This window comes from Opitutus sp. ER46 (genome assembly GCF_003054705.1).
Classification (GTDB): Bacteria; Verrucomicrobiota; Verrucomicrobiia; order Opitutales; family Opitutaceae; genus ER46.
The window spans coordinates 22,544-40,264 of the sequence record NZ_QAYX01000016.1 but is presented as its reverse complement, the minus strand read 5'-3'; the positions used below and the strand labels follow the sequence as shown (position 1 = coordinate 40,264).

The window sequence follows — 17,721 nt, the reverse complement described above, 5'->3', positions numbered from 1 at the left end:
CTTCTGGCTTCCGGCCTCAGCCTTCCGCCTCCCGTCTCCGGCCTCCGGCCTCCGGCTTCTGGCTTCTGGCCTCTGGCTTCCGGCTTCTGGCTTCTGGCTTCTGGCTTCTGGCTTCCGGCCTCAGGCTTCCGCCTTCAGCTCTGCAGTTCCGCTGGCGCGATCGCGCTGATGCCGGCTTTGGCCAGCGCGCGCACCGCCGCATCGGGATCGGCGAAACGGAAAACGAGCACCGCCCTGCCGTCCACCCGGCGCCGATACGTCACGCCGGCGAAGGCGTACATGTACTCGATCGCCTGGCCCGCGGCCTCCAGCGCATCAAGGATCACCAGCAACCCACCCGGCCGCTGCGGCACCTCGATGGCAAGGACCTCGGTGACCTTGACCACAAAGCCGGCCGCCGTGAGCACCTGTCGCGCGCCGTCGGGGTCGACAACGATCATGCGCAGGATGCCGAACTCCTCAGTGTCGGCCACCGTGAGCGAGAGCAGGTCGATGCCGGCGTCGGCGAGCACCTTGCACGGCGGCCGCAGGGAACCGGGGCGGTTCTCAACAAAAAGGGAAAGCTGGGGAATCTTCATGGTGGGCGGGGTGATGACGTCAGGAGGAGGATTGGCGCAGGTCGAGCACGCGCTTGGCCTTGCCCTCGCTGCGCTGGATGCTGTGCGGCTCCACCAGGCGCACCGTCGCGCGGATGCACAGGGTCTGCTCGATGGATTTCTCCAGCCGGCGATGCAGTGACTCGAGCGCCCGCACGTTGTCGGAGAAGACCTCCGGCGTGACCTCCACGCGCACCTCCATCTCATCCAGCCCGTGCGCGCGCGTGAGCACGATCTGGTAGTGCGGCACCGTGCCCTCGACGGCGAGCAGCGCGGTCTCAACCTGCGAGGGAAACACGTTCACGCCGCGCAGGATCAACATGTCGTCGCTCCGCCGGCTGATCCGCCGGATCCGCCGGATCGTCCGCCCGCAACCGCACGCCGCCGTCTCCAGCGCGGTGATGTCGCGCGTCCGATAACGGATCATCGGCATCGCCTCCTTCGACAGCGTCGTGATGACGAGTTCGCCCTCCTCGCCGTCCGGCAGCACCCGCCCGGTTTCCGGGTCAATGATCTCGGGATAGAAATGATCCTCGAAGATATGCAGGCCGTGCTGGCAGCTGCACTCCACCGCCACGCCCGGCCCGATGATCTCGGAAAGCCCGTAGATGTCGTACGCCTTCATTGACGACATCGCCTGGATCCGCTGCCGCATCGCCTCCGTCCACGGCTCCGCGCCAAACACGCCCACGCGCAGCTTGCTCGTGTCGATCTTCATCTCCTGCGCGCGCTCGAGCAGGTGCACCATGTAGCTCGGGGTGCAGCAGATCGCGGTGACGCCGAAATCGCGCATCAGCATGAGCTGCCGCTCGGTATTGCCGCCGCTGATGGGGAGCACGGTCGCGCCCAGCGCCTCCGCGCCGTAATGCGCGCCCAACCCGCCGGTGAACAGGCCGTAGCCGTAGGCGTTCTGGACGATGTCGCTGCGCGTCACACCGGCCGCGGCGAAACTGCGGACCATCACCGAGGCCCACGTGTCGAGGTCGCTTTGCGTGTAGGCCACGACGATCGGCTTGCCGGTGGTGCCGCTCGAGGCGTGCAGGCGCACGATCTCGGCAAGCGGGCGCGCGAACATGCCGAAGGGGTAGGTGTCGCGCAGGTCGGACTTGGTCGTGAAGGGCAGCTTCCCGAGGTCCTCGAGCGTGCGCACGTCGTCGGCTGTGAGGCCGCGCTCCTCCATGCGCGCGCGAAACAGCGCCACATGCTCGAACGCGTTGCGCACGCTGAGCTGGAGCCGCGCCAGTTGCAGGTCGCGCAACTGCGGCCGGGGTAGAAAATCCGGGGCGCTTTCGGGGTGGAACCCACCAGGGGCGGCTTGGCAGCAGGGCTTTTTCACGGGGTCACGGATTGAAGGCGGAGTTTTTCCCGGGCGCCGGCAGCGATGCCGACCGCGAAGGCCGCCTCGTTGGCCACGCGGATTTTCGGGGCGAGCTGCGCATCAAACGCCGCCCGCCACGCTTCCGGCGGGAAGGGCAGCCACACGCTCAAGACACCGAGCAGCGCGACGTTCAGCGTCCGCGGGTTCGCCAGGGAGGTCTCCCCCAGCAACCGCGGTTCGATCAGAACACCCGTTGGGCACAGCAGCGGTCGGTTGTTCTCCACCTGGTCGGGCGCCACCACGACGAGAAAGTCCGCCTCGCCCGTCGGCACCATCGGACTCAGCACGCGCGCGCCAAAGCGCACGTCGCTGTTCACGCTGCCGCCCCGCTGGCTCATGCCGTGGATCTCGCTCTTCTTCACGTCGAGCCCCGCCGCAAGCGCGGCCTGCGCGAGGATATCCGACGCCTTGATCACCCCCTGGCCGCCCAGGCCGGCAATGACGATGTTGGTCACAGTTTCCATGGTGCTCATCCTTCGGTCTCCCCGGTGGTGGTGGTGGCGGCATCGGCGGGACAGCCACCCAATGGCTGGCTGCGGGCGGCCGCCGCCTTCTCGTAGGCGCGGATGGCACCGGCGGCGAGAATGCAGCTCCGGCGCGCGACGATCACGGCCAGCCGGCCCGACGCCAGGCGCTCGCGCAGCAGGGCCTCAAATTCCGCCTCCTTCATCGGGTCGACCACGTCGACCTGCGGCACGCCCATCGCGCGTACCACCGCCTCGATCGCCACCCGCCCCGTGGGCTCGTGGTTCAGCGTGCGGCCGGTCGCCGGGTGCTCCTGCTGGCCCGTCATCGCGGTCGTGCCGTTGTCCAGGATCAGGAGCACGTGCCCGGTCGCCGGCGGGTTGTACACCATCTCGGCCACACCCGTCAGGCCGCTGTGCATGAAGGTGCTGTCACCAATCACGCTCACCACCCGGCGCGCCTCGTCGGCCGGCAAGGTGTGGCGCAGGCCCAGGCCCATGCCAATCGACGCCCCCATGCAGGTCTGGAAATCCATCGCCTCGAATGGCGGCAACGCGCCGAGGGTGTAGCAGCCGATGTCGCCCGACACGATGCACTCCAGCCGCCGCAGCACCGTGAAGACCGTGCGATAGGGGCAACCCGGACAGAGTTGCGGCGGTTTGCCGCGGGCCGGAGCCGGCTCGGGCGATGCGTCCGCCGCGAGGATGCGGCGCGTCCGCGCCACGTTGAGCTCACCAAAGCGATAGCCGGCCGGCTTGCCCCGCACCGCGATACCCGCCGCGCGCAACGCCTCCTCGAGATAGGGATCGCCCTCCTCCAGCACGACGCACTCCTGCACGCTCGCTGCGAAGTCCCGGATCAGTTGCAGCGGCAACGGGTGCGTCACGCCCAACTGCAACAGGGCCGCCTGCGGTGCCGCCTCACGCGCGTGCATCACCGCGACGCCCGACGTGACAATGCCCAGCCGGCCGTCGCCCGCCGTGCGCCGGTTGAGCGGCGCCGTTTCCGCCCAGGTCGCGATCTCCGCCAGCTTCTGCCGCAAGCGGCGGTGCGCCGGCCGCGCGTGCGCGGGGATCATGACGCGCTCCGGAATGTTGCGCTCGAACCGCGGCGCCACCGCGGGCAGCGGAGCCCGGCCGTCGGCCACGATGGACTTGGCGTGACACACCCGCGTCGTCAGCCGCAGGAGCACCGGCACGCCCCAGCGTTCCGACATCTCCAGCGCGGCAAAGGTGAAGTCGTAGGCCTCCTGCGAATCCGCGGGTTCCACCATCGGCACGCCCGCCGCCACCGCGTACCGGCGGTTGTCCTGTTCGTTCTGGCTGCTCGACATGCCCGGGTCGTCGGCGGACACGATCACGAGCGCCCCGCTCACGCCACTGTAGGCCACCGTGAACAGGACGTCGGCCGCGACGTTGAGCCCCACATGCTTCATCGTCACGAGCGCGCGTCCCCGCGCAAAGGCGACGCCCGCCCCCACCTCCAGCGCGACCTTCTCGTTGGGCGCCCACTGGGCCCGCCCGCCGAGTCGCGCGTACGTCTCGAGAATTTCCGTCGAAGGCGTTCCGGGATACCCGGTGCCAAGCGTCACGCCCGCACGGAGCGCGGCGAGCGCAATGGCTTCGTCACCGGAAAGCAGTTGTCGCTTCACTTTGGTCATCGGGTTGGGGGGCGAGGGGACGGAGATTAAGCCACGGCTCCCCCGGCCCGGGCGATGGAAAGCACCCGTCCGCCCGCCGGGTAGAAGGTCCATTTTTGAGCGCCGCGTTGATCGCTTAATCCTGCCTTCGCAGCGTGTCATACATCGGTCGCCACCCGCAACCGCCGGCGCCCGCGGGACGGCGCCACGCCAGCGGCCGCTTGCCACGCTCCGCCGCGCGGGCTTCGCTGGCCCGAATGATCGGCGTATTCGACTCCGGCTTCGGTGGGCTGACCATCCTTGCTTCCCTGCTGCGCGACCTGCCGCAGTACGACTACCTGTACCTCGCCGACAGCGCCCGAGCCCCCTATGGCGCCCGCAGCGCCGATGTCATCAACGAGTTCACCCTCGAGTCCGTCGAATGGCTCTTCCACGAGGGCTGCACCGTCGTCGTGCTGGCGTGCAACACCGCGTCCGCCCGCGCCCTGCGCAACATCCAGCAGCGCCATTTGCCCGTCCATCGCCCGGATCGGCGCGTCCTCGGCGTGGTCCGGCCGTCGGTCGAGGCTCTCGCCGGGCTGCCCCCGGGCGCGATCCCCGGGGTGACCCTGCCATCCGACACCCGCGGCGCGGTCGCCGTCCTGGCCACGGCCAGCACCGTCGCGTCCGACTCGTACCGCCTCGAACTGCAAAAGCTCGCCCCCGGCATCGAGCTGATCCAGCAGGCCTGCCCCATGTGGGTGCCGCTCGTCGAGGCGGGCGAGTTGGCGGGTCCCGGCACTGAGTGGTTCCTGCGGCAGTCGCTGGCGCCGGTCCTGGACCGCCCGCGGCCGCCGACGCGCATTCTCCTCGGCTGCACCCACTTTCCGCTCCTCCTCCCCGCCCTGCGTCCGCTGGTCCCGGCGGGGATCGAGCTGCTGAACCAGGCGGATATTGTCGCGGCGCGGCTCACGGACTGGCTGCAGCGTCACCCGGAACATGCCGCGCGACTCACGCGCGGCGGCAGGCGCCGCTACACGACGACCGACGACGCCGGCTGGTTTGCCGAACGTGGCGAACGCCTCCTGGGCCATCGGCTCACGGCCGAACGCGTGCGGCTCCGCTGAGCGCGCCGCTTGCCACGGCTGCAACCACCGCCGACTTTACCCGCCCCCATGGAACTCACCAAGCACTGGGCCGCCCAACTCGACGACTACGCCATCGACCTTGCCTGGTCCGCGGATGGCGCCCGCCTGGCCGCGGCCTCCGCCGCCGGTGGCATCGGCGTTTTCGAGACGCCGACGGGCACCCGCACCGCCCTGCTCCCGGGTCACGCCGACGGCGCCAACGTTCTGGGCTGGGCCCCGTCGGGCCACCTGCTCGCGTCCGGCGGTCAGGACGGCACGGTGAAATTCTGGGATGGCGCCGCCGGCCAGCACACGGCCACCGCGCAGCTGGGCCAGGCCTGGATCGAACACCTCGCGTGGCGTCCGGCGGCGGATGGGCAGCGCGCCACCCTCGCCGCCGCCGCGGGGCGCGAGCTGGTTTTCCTCGGGGCGGACGGCAGCGTGCGCCATCGCTTCAAACCCGCCCCCAAGACCCTTTCCGCCCTCGCCTGGCACCCGGGCGGCGGCGCACTCGCGGCCGCGTATTTCGGCGGCGTCTGCATCTGGGATGCCGACGATCACCTTGCCCAGAAGGAATACGCCTACGGCAACGGCATCCACGCGCTCGTGTGGTCGCCCGATGGCCGCTGGCTCGTCTCCGGCAACCAGGATCCCTCCGTGCACCTGTGGCTGCCCGAGAGCGACACCGAGCTCCACATGAGCGGCTACGAGGGCAAGGTGCGGTTCCTCTCCTTCGACTGCGACTCGCACTGGCTCGCGACCAGCGGCGGCCGTGACGCATGCCTGTGGGACTGCTCCGGCGAAGGCCCCGAGGGCCGCGAGCCCACCATGCTCCCGCACGAGGCGCCTGTCTGCAGCGTCCGGTTTCAGCACCAGCACGGGCTCCTGGCCACCGCCGCCCAGGACGGCGTCGTCCAGCTCTGGAGTCCCGAACGTCCGAAGCCGCTCCGCGCCACCGTGCGCATGCCGAGCAAGGCCACAAAGCTCGTCTGGTCGCCCGATGACCGCTACCTCGCCATCGGCACCGAGAAGGGCTCGGTGTACGTCCTCCGCTGCGAAGCCTGAGCCGCCACGGCGCCGCCGACCGGCGCAAACGCGCCTAGAAATCGAAGCCGAGCAGCAGGCGAAGCTTCGTGTAATCCTGCGACGAACCGTCGGGGTTGTTGCGACGAAACTCGTGCCGCAGCGCCAGGCTCAGCGTTTCGCTGAGCTTCTTGTTCAGCTCGACGCGATTCTCGAAGCCGTCGGTCTCGTGCTCCACCGGGTACCACACGCCGCGCTGGGTGAGCGTCATGCGCCAGGGCAGCGTCAGCTCCAGTTCGTCGAAGAACGACTCCACGCCGCGTGAACCGTGGCCGGTGTCGTCCCGCCGGTCGCTGTAGGTCCAGGTGTCGAACAAGTTTTGGGAGACACCCAGGCGGAGCTTGCGGGTGGGCTTGATGATGACGTTGAAGCCGAAGCCGATTTCCTGCTGCAGCAGCACGTACTCGGCGCGGACACCGTTCTTGGTGCTGGCCCGGTTCCACTCCACGGTGGGCCGGTACTGGCCGAACTTGCGCCGGTCGAAGTCGTGCCGCCACGAGCCCGCCCCCTTGAGCGTATCCGACGTCGTCACCTCGTTCGTGTTGTTGTAGTCGTACCGGCCGGTGAGCTCGATCGCGTCCTTCTTGAACTTGCGCGCGATCCGGGTGTCGACCGCCAGACTCCGGCGGTCCGACGTATCCGTCACGATGTCGTTCGACACCGCCACGCGGCCGTGCCACGGACCGAAGAATTCGCGCACGCGCGCCGTCATGACCGCCGGCGAGAACAGGTTCCACAGGCTCAGCTTCTCCTTTTCCGCGCGGTCCTCGGGGGTTTCCGGCGCATGTGCTTCCTCCGGCTCCGCCGCAGCCGCTGCCGCCGCGGGTTTGGGGTGAATACCCTGCGCGACGACGGGCTTGGCGGCGGACTGATCCGTCGTCTTTGCGATCGTCGTGGCCCGGATCACGACGGCGTCCGTCGCAAATACGCGCAGCTCACCAAAGCGATCCGATCGAAAGACGATCACGTTCCCGACCTGCTGCACGAGTTTGCCGTACACACGGTCGCCGTCCTTGTAGACGAGCGCATCGCGCGACACGTCGAGCGCCTCCTCGGTGGTTTCCGCGCGCGACTGCACGCCGATGAGGCAAAGCCCGAGCATAAGCCAGGCGAGGACGCGTCGGATTCCCGGAATCATCGCCTGCTTTCGACGCACGCATTTCACTCGTGTTTCAAGAATTTTCTCCGGTTTTTTCGGCGCGGGCGTCGTTTCGACCGGGCTTGCCGCCCCGAAATCGTGATCACACCGTGGCGGCCGTGCGTCGGCGCCTGATCATCGTTCTCCTGATTATCCTGCAGACCTGCCGGCTGGCGGCCGCGGACAAGCCGGCGGCGGCCGTCGTCTCTGTGGCGGCCGCCGCCAACCTCACCTACGCCATCGAGGCGCTCAATCTGGAGTTCCAGGCGCACCACCCCGGCGCCCGCATCACCACCACGCTCGGCGCCTCCGGCAGCCTCTTCGCGCAGATTCGACACGGCGCCCCCTACGACGTCTTCCTCTCGGCCGATACCCAATACCCCGCCGAGCTTGCCGCCGCCGGCGCGGGCGTCTCGGCCACATTGCAGACGTTTGCCCGCGGGCGCCTGGTGCTCTGGACGACCAACCCACGCTTGCCCATGTCCGACCTCAAGGCCGCCCTCACTTCGCCGGCGCTGCGGAAGCTCGCGATCGCGCAGCCGCGCTCCGCCCCATATGGCCGCGCCGCGCAGACCGTCCTCGAACAGCTTGGGCTCTGGTCGACCCTCGCACCACGGCTCGTCATCGGCGAGAACATCGCCCAGGCCGCCCAGTTCGTCGAAACCGGCAACGCCGACGCGGGTTTCGTCGCGCTGTCGTTCGTGCTCTCCCGCCGGCTGGCCGGCCGCGGTTCGTACCTCGAGATCCCCGCCCCCGCCTACCCCGGCGTGACCCTCGCGCATGGCGCGATTCTCACGCAGCACGGCAGGGAGAACGTTACCGCCCGACAGTATCTCGAGTTCCTGCGCTCCTCCGCCGCGCAAAGGATCCTGCGCGACCAGGGCTACTCGTCCCCGGAATAGCGGGCGCGCTCGCGCCGTCTGCCCGCCGCCCTCGCGCCCCGTCGCACTTTCCGGTTTTCACGCGGCCCGCGTTCGCCACGCTCGCAAGGTCTATTCCAACCCTCTCCTGCGCTTGCCCGAAGCCCATGCCACCTTCCTCGGTCTCTCGCCTGCCTTGTGGCAGTCGCTTTGGCTGACGCTGCGCCTGGCCGCCATCACGACCCTCGTGCTCGGCATCGTTGGGCTGCCGCTGGCGCACTGGCTGAACTCGACGCGTTCGAAGCTGGCCGCAGCCCTGGAGACGGTTGTCGCGCTCCCGGTCGTCCTGCCGCCCACGGTCATCGGCTTCTACCTGCTCGTCGCCTTTTCGCCGCAGCACGGGCCGGGGCGGTGGTGGCAGGCCGTGACCGGCCAATCGCTCGCCTTCTCCTTCACCGGACTCGTCATCGCGTCGGTCTTCTACTCGCTGCCGTTCGCCGTGCAGCCGTTTCAGGCCGCGCTGCGCGCCGTGCCGCGCGACTTGCTCGACGCCGGCGCCACGCTGGGCGCCTCGCCCCGGCGGGTGTTCTGGCGGCTTCACGTCCCGCTCGCATGGCGCGGCATCGCCGCCGGACTCACCCTGGGCTTTGCCCACACGCTCGGCGAATTTGGCGTCGTGCTCATGATCGGCGGCGCCATCCCCGGCGTGACCAAGGTGGCGAGCATCGCACTCTACGATGAAGTGCAGGCGCTGGCGTATCCACAGGCGCATGCATTCGCCGCCACGCTTCTCGTCCTCGCGTTTGCCCTCCTCCTCGTCGTGACCATCCTCCAGCGGCGGCGCACCTGACCCACCGCCACCGCATGCGATTCCTGCTTTCCGTTTCCTGCCTCGCCCTCGCGGTCGCGGTCGCGCCGGCCGTATCCGCGACAGCGTTCACATTCACTCCCCTGCCTTCCCCGGCCGGCGCGCAGGCCGCCGCTCCTGCGTTCGCGCAAGCGCCCGACGGAACGGTCTGGCTTTCGTGGGTCGAGCCCGCCGCCGCAGGGCAGCCGCACTTCCGGCTGCGTGCGGCGCGTTTCGCTCCCGCCGAGTCCTCCTGGCTCCCAACCCGCGACATCGCCACCGCCGCGTCGATCGTGCCCAGTTCCACCGACGTCCCCCAACTCGCGATCGCCGGCGACGGCCGCATCCACGCGCTGTGGTGCGACGGCCGCGGCGCCGCGTTCGTCGCAGAATCGCGCGATAGGGGCGCCACGTGGACTGCACCGGAGCGCTGGGGTCCGGACGCCGCGCCGGTCGAAAACGTCTCGCTCACCCGCCTGGCCGATGGGCGCGTCCTCGCGGCGTGGCTCGACGGCCGCAAACCGGCCACCGGCCCGGCCGTCCAGCAGCTCTACGCCCGAATCCTCGGCGACCCTGCCTCCGAAGAGCGCGTCGACGCCCGCGTTTGCGACTGTTGCCCGACCACGCTCGTGCCACTGCTCGACGGCGGCGCCCTGCTTGCCTACCGCGGCCGCTCCGCCGACGAGGTCCGTGACATCCGCGTCGCGCGATTTCGCGGGTCGTCCTGGGACGCCCCGGCCGACTTGAGCCCGGATGGCTGGAAGATCACCGCCTGTCCCGTAAACGGCCCGCGACTCGCCACTGATGGCAGCCGCGTCGCCGCCGTGTGGTTCACGGCCGCGGACGGCGAGCCGCGCGTCCTCGCCTCCTACTCCCCCGACGCCGCGGGCCGCTGGCTGATGCCGCTGCGGCTCGACCGCGGCCGGCCCGCCGGTCGCGTCGATACGGTCCTGCTGAGCGACGGCACCGTGCTCGCAAGCTGGGTGGAAGCGGATGGCAGCGCGTGGTTGCGCCGAATCAACCCTGAGTTTGCCGCAAACGAGCCCGTCGAGCTCGCGCCGGCTGGCGCTGCGCGCGGCGTGCCGCGGCTGCTGTTGTTGCAGGACTACGCCGGCGGACAGGGGCAAGCCCGGTTGCTCATCGTGCTCGCCACGCCGGAGGGCCTGCGCGTCTCGCGGGCCTCCATTGCAGAGGGTGAACTGCTGGCCAGCGAAGCATCCTGCCACTGCACGCCAACTCCGGAGCAGTTGCGCGGTTTTGCCCTGCGGGGCGCCGCATTATCGGTCGATGCCGCGACCAACCGCGTGGACGTTCGGCACGCCGAGGTGCCGGGGGTATTCGCTGGCGGAACGCACACGTTCACGATCGCCCCGCTCGACCTGGCCGCGCTCCAGCTGCGCCGGCCGTTTCTGGCCCGCATCGAGCGCCGCGGGGGCGAATGGTGGCTCTACGATTTGCGCTGGCTCGGTGAACCCGCACGGTAAGGTCCCCGCCCGTTCGCCCCGGGCCCGGGGCTTGACGCATTTGCCATAATCGCCGCGCTGCCCATGCCCGCCCACCCAAGTCGCATCGCTGATCTCCTGCGCCGCCTCGCCGCGGCCGGCTGCGCTGCGCTTGTGCTCGGGCTCGCGATCCTCAGCGCCTGCCCGGAGCTGCATCACGCGTTGCACCGCGGCGACGTCGAGGCCCCCGATCACCACTGCGCCGTCACGCTGTTTTCCACCGGCACCGCCGCGCCTGCAGCCGCCGTTGCCGTCGCCGCGCCTTCTTTCGCGGTCTGCGCCCGCGTACTGGCTCCGCAGGAGGATCCTTTTGTCGCCGCCCCGCGTTATCTCCGGCATCCGGAGCGCGGCCCGCCGGTCAGCCTGGTGGCTTGATTGAAACCCGCATCGCCCCGTGGGCGATGTGTCCGCATTCGCGCGCCTAAACCGCGCGGATCTCCCGTCCTCGCATTCTCCAGGCTGACTATGTCCAAATATTTCCTTCTTCCCCTCTTCTGCGCCGCAGCGTGCCTGCGCGCCCAAACCACGCCGGCAACGCCGCCACCGGGCGACGACCGCGTCCAGCATCTCGACACCGTCATCGTGAGCGCCGGTCCGGATCCCCGCACCGCCTTCGACCTCGCCCAGGGCACCTCGGTGCTCGCCGGCGACGAACTCCGCCATGCCGTGCGCTCCACGCTCGGTGACAGCCTCGCCACCATCCCCGGAGTGAGCTCCACGGCCTACGGCCCCGGCGCAAGCCGGCCCATCATCCGCGGGCTTGGCGGCGACCGCATCCGCGTTCTCACCAACGGCATCGGCGCGCTCGATGCCTCGAACGTGAGCCCCGACCACAACACCGCAGTGGAGCCGCTCTTCGCCTCGCGCGTGGAGGTTCTGCGCGGCCCCAGCACGCTCCTGTACGGCAGCTCCGCGGTTGGCGGCGTCGTCAACGTCATCGACCAGAGCATCCCGACCGAACGCGTCGCACGGCCGTTCGGGGGCACGCTCGAACTTCGCACCGGGGGAGCCACCCGCGAAAATGCCGCCGTGCTGGCGGCCGACGCCGTGCACGGCGCGACCGCCGTGCACGTCAACGCGCTGACCCGCGACACCGACGATCTCCGCATTCCCGGGATCGCCCGCATCGATCCCGAGGCGCCGGGCGACCAGCCCCGCGGCACGCTTCCCGGCAGCGCCACGCAGACCAAGAGCGTTTCCGCCGGACTCGCGCAGTTCTGGGACGTTGGCCGAGCCGGCGTCGCCGTCAGCCATTACGAGACAGAGTATGGCGTTCCGACCGGCGACGATCCCGCCACGAGCATCCGGCTGCGTCAGAACCGGCTCGCGCTCGAGGGGGACATCACCCGGGCCTTCGGCCCGTTCCGCGGCGCCCGGGTCCGGCTGGGCATAGGCGACTACGAACACTCGGAGCTCAGTGGCGGCACGACCGTGAACACCACGTTCAAGAACCGCGCGTGGGAGGGCCGGCTCGAGCTGCCGCATGTGGCGATTGGCCCGCTGCTCGGCACGGTGGGCGCGCAAGCTGCGCGCAGTGACTTCTCCGCCGTCGGCGAGGAAGTGGCCACGCCGCCATACGTGATGCAAAACGTCGCGATCTTCGCGCTGGAGGAAATGAAGCTCAACGAGGCGACCCGGCTCGAACTCGGTGCCCGGGCGGAGCGGCAGACCATCACGCTCGGGGACGTCCCTTCCGATCTGCCGGAGGTGCCGGGTTACGCCGCGCGGCCGCACGAGCGCAACCGCGACAGCGGCCTGAGCGCGTCCTTCGGGGTCGTGCATCACCCGGCGGCGAACTGGACCCTCGCGGCGTCGCTCGCCTACACGCAACGCCTTCCCGCGGCGCAGGAGCGCTACTCCAACGGGCCGCACGCCGGTACCGCGGCGTACGAGATCGGCACGCACGATCTTGCGCCCGAGAAATGCGTTGGCGTCGATCTCAGCCTCCGGCGGCGCTCCGGCCGCATCACGGGCGCGATCAGCGTGTTTGCGCAGCGTTTCCAGGACTACGTCTTCGAGCAGGAACTCGCCGCCGATGCGGTCCCCGACTCCGCCAATCCCGACGGGCTCACCCCGTACCAGTTCGTCGCCCGCGACGCCCGCTTCCTCGGCGGTGAGGCCGAGCTGTCGTTGCATCTTCTGGACCGCCGCTCGGGCCAGCTCCACCTCGACCTCTCGGCCGACTATGTCCGTGCCCAAACGGTGCCGGACGACGTACCGCTGCCAAGGATGCCGCCCTGGCGCACGGGCGCGCGGCTCACTTACGCGACCGACCGCTGGACGTTTGGCGCCGGCGTGCGGCGGGTCTTTGCCCAGCACCGGGTTGGCCACAATGAGACGCCGACGCCCGGCTACACCCTCCTCGATGCCGACGTGTCGTGGCGGCTCGGCACGGGTCGGGTCCGGCCGGAGGTATTCGTGCACGGCGAGAACCTGGCGAATGCCGAAGCCCGGGAACACACGTCGTTTCTGAAGGCGTTTGCGCCGCTGGCCGGGCGCGGCGTCACCGGGGGCGTGCGGCTGCAGTTCTAGTGTCGCGGAGATCGCGGCGACAACCACCCGGCTGGTAGGCAAAGGCCGACCGCGGCTACCGTCTCGAACCCAGTCCGCCGACCGGAAGGCGCCGGTCCCCGAATCAGGGCCGGCGCCCATAGCGGGGCGTCCCCCGGCGCGTATAGTCGACCCGCTATGAAATCCTCCAACCCTTCCCTTTCACCCATGCGTCGCGCGGCTCTCGCCGCCGCATTGGTGTTGGTTACAGGCAACATCGCTGTGTTCGCGCAATCGTCCTCGTCCTCCTCCGCGGGGTCTTCGACGCAGCCGAGCACCAGCCGGAACAACAGCACCTACAACAGCCAGAGCACGAGCAACACCGCGGGCAGCGGCTCGATGAGCACCAACGACACCGACCTGTCGAGCCGGCAGGGCTCCACCGGCACCAGCGCCTCCGACGGCAAGCTGAGCTGGGGTGACAAGCGGTTCGTCACCAAGGCCGCAGACGACGGCCAGAAAGAGGTGAAGATCGCCCAGCTCGCCACGCAGAAGGCGAGCAACCCCGAGGTGAAGCAATTCGCGCAGCAGATGGTTGACCAGCACACGCAGGTCAACTCGCAGCTCATGAGCCTCGCCAGCGCGAAGAACGTGAAGATCGATCAGGACGACACCGAGGACCGCGACTACAAACGGCTCAGCCGCGCGTCAGGCGAGGAATTCGACCGCGACTTCATCGAACACATGGTCGACATGCACGAGAAGGACGTGAAGCGCTTCGAGAAGGCGGCGAAGGACGCCAAGGATCCCGAGATCCGCCAGTTCGCGAGCTCGACCCTGCAGCACCTGCAGCAGCACCTCTCTCAGGTGCAGCAACTGCAGCAGTCCGTCGTCCCGACCGGCCGCACCGACAAGGACAGCTGGCGCTCGAACACGGGCAGCAGCAGCGCCACCGACACCACCGGCACGACCGGCGGCACCGGCCTGAGCGGCCAGGGCAACGCGACCAGCACCAGCTCCTACGGCTCCGAGAGCTCGGGCATGGGCACCGGCGCCGCCACGAGCTCCACCGGCAGCACGCCGTAACCGAAACCTCAGTACACATTCGCGAGCGTTTCCGCCCCGCGGGAACGCTCTTTTTCGCGTTACGAAAGTGTCACGTATTACGTGACACTCTCCGCCCGATCTGCCCGCGCCAGTGTCACGTATTACGTGACAGTTTTCTGCGCGCTTCCCTCGAGCGGCCCGCCCCAGTGTCACGCATTACGTGACACTCACAGTCGGTCGCGCAGCGGCGCAACTGTCACGTAATACGTGACACTGGGTACGGCCCGATGCGGCGGTGACCGGACGGAGTTCCGGCGCGTTCAGCGTGTTGGGCTTTGGCGTTCAGCCTTGGGCTGCGCCTATTCGTCGAGGCCGAAGACGGCCTTCACGTAGTTCTCCACGCTGAACGGCTGCAGGTCCTCGGGCTGTTCGCCGAGGCCGAGGAAATAGATCGGGATCTTGAGCTGGCGGTAGATGCCGACCAGCGCGCCGCCGCGGCTGGTGCCGTCGAGCTTCGTCACCACGAGCCCGGTCAGGCCGAAACTCTGGTGGAACACCCGGGCCTGCTCGATCGAGTTGCTGCCGAGCGAGCCGTCAACGACGAGCCAGCGGTGCTGCGGAGCGGTCGCGTCGTTCTTCTGGAGCACGCGGCGGATCTTCGCCAGCTCCTCCATGAGATTGCTCTTGGTGTGGAGCCGGCCCGCCGTGTCCACGATGAGGAAGTCGCGTCCGCGCGCGTTTGCCGCCTGCCAGGCATCGAACGCCACCGCCGCGGCGTCCGCGCCGGTATGGCTCGCCACGATGTCGAGATCGATGCGCGTCGCCCAGGTCTTGAGCTGCTCGACGGCCGCCGCCCGGAACGTGTCGCACGCCGCGAGGGTGACGGTCTTGCCGTCCTGCTTCAGCCGCCAAGCCAGCTTCGCAGCGGTGGTGGTCTTGCCGGAGCCGTTGACCCCGATCATCGCGATGACGATGGGACGGCGGACGCCATCCGGCGCGGCCGCCGGAGCCGGGTCGAGCGTGCCCTCGCTGCCGGCGAGGACGCGGCGCAGCACGGCGGCGCCAATCTCGGCGGCGGCACGGCCCTGCAGGTCCTTTTCGCGGCCGTAGGCGGCCTTGATCTCGGTCAGGATCTCCTCCGTGGTCTCGACGCCGAAGTCCGCCGTGTAGAGCGCCTCCTCGAGTTCATCGAGTGACGCGGCGTCGATCTTGCGTCCGCCAAAGAGGCCGCGCGTCTTGGCGGCGATCGCGGAGACGGTCTTGGCGAACCCGTCCTTGAACTTGCGAAAGAAGGAAATCACGGGAGAGGGAAAGTGGGCGGCAGTGGGAGCGAGACGATAACCGGGAACCACGCGCGCGCCAGTGTCGCCTAACGCGTCCGCCCTGTCGTGGGCCCCGGCGGCGGTTGGGTCCTCAGCCGGCGTCCGCTCGGCGGGCGTCCCGGCCGATCTGATCTTTCAGGCGGTCGAGGATGCCGTTGATGAAGCGTTTGGCGTCGGCGTTCGAGAACTGCTTCGAAAGGTCGATGGCTTCGTTGATCGAGACCACCGGCGGAATGTCCTTCCGGTAGATCATCTCGAACATCGCGAGCCGGAGGATCGCGAGGTCGATCTTGGCGATGCGGTCGAACTCCCAGTTCTGGGCGAGCGTCCGGATGCGGCCGTCGATGTCCTCGATGTGCTCGATCGTGCCGTGGATCAGCTCTTCGCCGAAGGAGTAGTGGTCACGCGGATGCTCGCAGTTTTCGAAGAACACGCGGAGGTCATCCGTGAGATTCTTGGGCGCGTTGAGACTCCACGCGTAGAGGAACTGGAGCGCCGCGACGCGACCGTCGCGCCGTTGGGCGAACTGGGCTTTGCTCATCGGGGAAATTTCCTGCGCAACGCGGCCATCTCCAGCGCGGCCTGCGCGAATTCGGCGCCGCGGTTGATCCCGCCGATGCAGCGCTCGCGCGCCTGGTCCCGGGAGTTCACCACGATCACGCCATTGATCACCGGAGTCCGGGTGCTGAGGGCCACGTCCTGCAGCGCCTGGGAAACGCTCTGTCCCACCATCTCGTGATGGTTGGTGTCCCCGGCGATCAACACGCCGAGGCCGATCAGGCAGTCACACTGGCTGCGCACGGCGAGGGTCTGCACCGCCCATGGCACTTCGTGCGAACCGGGAACGCGCAGGACAGCGATGTTGCCCTCCGGCACGCCGGCGGCCCGCAGCCCGGCCTGCACGTTCGCGAGGAGCCCGTCGGTGAACTCCTCGTTGAAACGCGCCGCCGCGATGCCGAATCGGAATCCGGCACCATCGATGACACGGGCTTGTGGCGCATCCAGGCTCATGAAACGGGTTATTCGCTAGGCCAAACGGGTTGTCCGCAACTCGAATCTCCGGCAAGCGCGCCGCAGCGTCAGGCGCCAGCCGGTGGCACTTGCTCAACAATCTCCAGCCCATAGCCATCCAGACCCACGACCTTGCGAGTGCTGCTGGACATGAGGCGGATTTTGCTGAGCCCAAGGAGGGAGAGGATCTGCGCGCCCATGCCGTAATCGCGGAGGCTCATCGGCGGGGGCACCTCCCCGGGCTGGGCGTTGAGGCAGCCGAGGAGCACGTCGCCTGGGTTTGTCGGCTGCATGTACAACACCACGCCGCGGCCGGCGCGGGCGACCGCCGCGAGCGAATCGGTGAGCAGTTGGTGACCAGGCAGGCCCTTGGCGCGGAACACGTCGCTGAGGACGTTCTCGCTGTGCACGCGCACCAGCACCGGATCCGGCCCGAGCTTTCCCATGGTGAGGGCAAAGTGCAGGCGCGCATCCAGGCGGCTCTTGAACGCGGACAGCGTGAAGTCACCGAACTCGGTCGGGAACGGGCGCGTGAGCACCTGTTCGACAAGGTGATCCCGCCGGGCGCGGTACTCGATGAGGTCGGCGATCGAGATCAGCCTGAGTCCGAACTTGCGCTTGAACTCCTGCAGCTGGGGCAGCCGCTGCACGGTGCCGTCGTCGTTCACCAGTTCGCAGAGCACGCCCATCGGCGTGAGGCCCGCGAGCGTGGCCAGGTCGACGGCCGCCTCGGTGTGCCCGGCCCGCTCCAGCACGCCGCCCGGGCGCGCCCGCAGCGGAAACACGTGACCGGGCTGCACCAACTGCTCCGGCCGCGACATCGGGTCGGCCAGCAGCCGGATCGTGCGCGCGCGGTCGTAAGCGCTGATACCCGTGGAAATTCCCTCCGCGGCGTCCACGCTCACGGTGAAATCCGTGCGGTGCGACTCGCGGTTTCGCGCCACCATGGGTCCCAGCCCGAGCCGGCGCAGCTGCGGCTCGACCGTCGGCACGCAGACAATGCCGCTGCCGTAGCGGATCATCATGTTGACCGTCTCCGGCGTCGCCTTCTCGGCCGCCATGATCAGGTCGCCCTCGTTTTCGCGGTTCTCGTCGTCGGTGACGATGACAAGCCGGCCAGCGGCAATATCCGCGATGGCTGACTCAACGGAATCAAAGGTCGGCTGCTCAGTGGCGCTCATATGTTTACGGGAGGGTCTAGCTTCCTGCTGTCCCGGGAGCTGTCAACCGTGCCGCC

At 69.0% G+C, this 17,721-nt stretch carries 17 protein-coding genes; 8 read left to right on the top strand and 9 right to left on the bottom strand.

Going from position 1 to position 17,721, the window contains the following annotated elements; genetic code table 11:
• Positions 1-134 precede the first annotated feature (134 nt).
• From DB354_RS02070 to DB354_RS02055, 4 genes are read right to left on the bottom strand one after another with little or no spacing between them, the layout of a single operon-like run.
• Complete coding sequence (locus tag DB354_RS02070) at positions 135-578, bottom strand: ACT domain-containing protein (RefSeq protein WP_107833776.1); 444 nt, start codon at positions 576-578, stop codon at positions 135-137.
• A gap of 19 nt (positions 579-597) precedes the next feature.
• Entirely contained in the window at positions 598-1,932 is a 1,335-nt protein-coding gene (locus tag DB354_RS02065) for a phenylacetate--CoA ligase (RefSeq protein ID WP_107833775.1), read from the bottom strand.
• Entirely contained in the window at positions 1,929-2,438 is a 510-nt protein-coding gene (locus tag DB354_RS02060) for a 2-oxoacid:acceptor oxidoreductase family protein (protein ID WP_107833832.1), read from the bottom strand. The genes DB354_RS02065 and DB354_RS02060 overlap by 4 nt, the downstream gene beginning before the upstream one ends.
• Before the next feature lie 5 nt (positions 2,439-2,443).
• A complete protein-coding gene (locus DB354_RS02055) occupies positions 2,444-4,099 on the bottom strand; it encodes a thiamine pyrophosphate-dependent enzyme (RefSeq protein WP_199226770.1) in 1,656 nt (551 codons plus the stop codon).
• Between the two features lie 236 nt (positions 4,100-4,335).
• Between DB354_RS02055 and murI the strand changes: the two genes are divergently transcribed.
• Both murI and DB354_RS02045 read left to right on the top strand, forming a co-directional pair.
• On the top strand, positions 4,336-5,184 hold the full coding sequence (gene murI / locus DB354_RS02050) for a glutamate racemase (RefSeq protein ID WP_107833774.1): 849 nt from the start codon (positions 4,336-4,338) through the stop codon (positions 5,182-5,184).
• A gap of 48 nt (positions 5,185-5,232) precedes the next feature.
• Positions 5,233-6,249 (top strand): WD40 repeat domain-containing protein, encoded by a 1,017-nt coding sequence (locus DB354_RS02045; protein ID WP_107833773.1) that lies wholly within the window; start codon positions 5,233-5,235, stop codon positions 6,247-6,249.
• Between the two features lie 34 nt (positions 6,250-6,283).
• Here DB354_RS02045 and DB354_RS02040 read toward each other — a convergent pair whose 3' ends face one another.
• Positions 6,284-7,405 (bottom strand): DUF481 domain-containing protein, encoded by a 1,122-nt coding sequence (locus tag DB354_RS02040; RefSeq protein WP_146180067.1) that lies wholly within the window; start codon positions 7,403-7,405, stop codon positions 6,284-6,286.
• Positions 7,406-7,524: 119 nt separating this feature from the next.
• Between DB354_RS02040 and modA the strand changes: the two genes are divergently transcribed.
• From modA to DB354_RS02010, 6 genes are all read left to right on the top strand, one after another.
• Positions 7,525-8,307, top strand: a complete 783-nt coding sequence (modA, locus tag DB354_RS02035) for a molybdate ABC transporter substrate-binding protein (protein WP_158277319.1) — start codon at positions 7,525-7,527, stop codon at positions 8,305-8,307.
• A 112-nt stretch (positions 8,308-8,419) separates the two neighbouring features.
• Complete coding sequence (gene modB / locus DB354_RS02030; RefSeq protein WP_107833770.1) at positions 8,420-9,115, top strand: molybdate ABC transporter permease subunit; 696 nt, start codon at positions 8,420-8,422, stop codon at positions 9,113-9,115.
• Positions 9,116-9,129: 14 nt separating this feature from the next.
• Positions 9,130-10,596: a sialidase family protein gene (locus DB354_RS02025; protein WP_107833769.1), complete on the top strand. Its 1,467-nt coding sequence runs from the start codon at positions 9,130-9,132 to the stop codon at positions 10,594-10,596.
• A 63-nt stretch (positions 10,597-10,659) separates the two neighbouring features.
• The gene (locus DB354_RS02020) at positions 10,660-10,989 is read left to right on the top strand and encodes a hypothetical protein (RefSeq protein WP_107833768.1); all 330 of its coding nucleotides are present in this window, start codon (positions 10,660-10,662) and stop codon (positions 10,987-10,989) included.
• Positions 10,990-11,079: 90 nt separating this feature from the next.
• Complete coding sequence (locus tag DB354_RS02015; protein ID WP_107833767.1) at positions 11,080-13,146, top strand: TonB-dependent receptor; 2,067 nt, start codon at positions 11,080-11,082, stop codon at positions 13,144-13,146.
• A gap of 186 nt (positions 13,147-13,332) precedes the next feature.
• A complete protein-coding gene (locus DB354_RS02010) occupies positions 13,333-14,190 on the top strand; it encodes a DUF4142 domain-containing protein (protein ID WP_158277318.1) in 858 nt (285 codons plus the stop codon).
• A gap of 320 nt (positions 14,191-14,510) precedes the next feature.
• Here the strand turns inward: DB354_RS02010 and ftsY are convergent, their stop codons facing one another.
• The 4 genes from ftsY to ribB all read right to left on the bottom strand — a co-directional run bounded on the left by ftsY (position 14,511) and on the right by ribB (position 17,665).
• Positions 14,511-15,452 (bottom strand): signal recognition particle-docking protein FtsY, encoded by a 942-nt coding sequence (ftsY, locus tag DB354_RS02005; protein WP_107833765.1) that lies wholly within the window; start codon positions 15,450-15,452, stop codon positions 14,511-14,513.
• A gap of 112 nt (positions 15,453-15,564) precedes the next feature.
• Complete coding sequence (gene nusB / locus DB354_RS02000; protein WP_107833764.1) at positions 15,565-16,014, bottom strand: transcription antitermination factor NusB; 450 nt, start codon at positions 16,012-16,014, stop codon at positions 15,565-15,567.
• Positions 16,011-16,484 carry a 6,7-dimethyl-8-ribityllumazine synthase gene (gene ribH, locus DB354_RS01995; RefSeq protein ID WP_107833763.1) on the bottom strand — a complete coding sequence of 158 codons (474 nt, stop codon included), beginning with the start codon at positions 16,482-16,484 and terminating at the stop codon, positions 16,011-16,013. The genes nusB and ribH overlap by 4 nt, the downstream gene beginning before the upstream one ends.
• 68 nt (positions 16,485-16,552) lie before the next feature.
• Positions 16,553-17,665 carry a 3,4-dihydroxy-2-butanone-4-phosphate synthase gene (ribB, locus tag DB354_RS01990; protein WP_107833762.1) on the bottom strand — a complete coding sequence of 371 codons (1,113 nt, stop codon included), beginning with the start codon at positions 17,663-17,665 and terminating at the stop codon, positions 16,553-16,555.
• Positions 17,666-17,721: the final 56 nt, after the last annotated feature.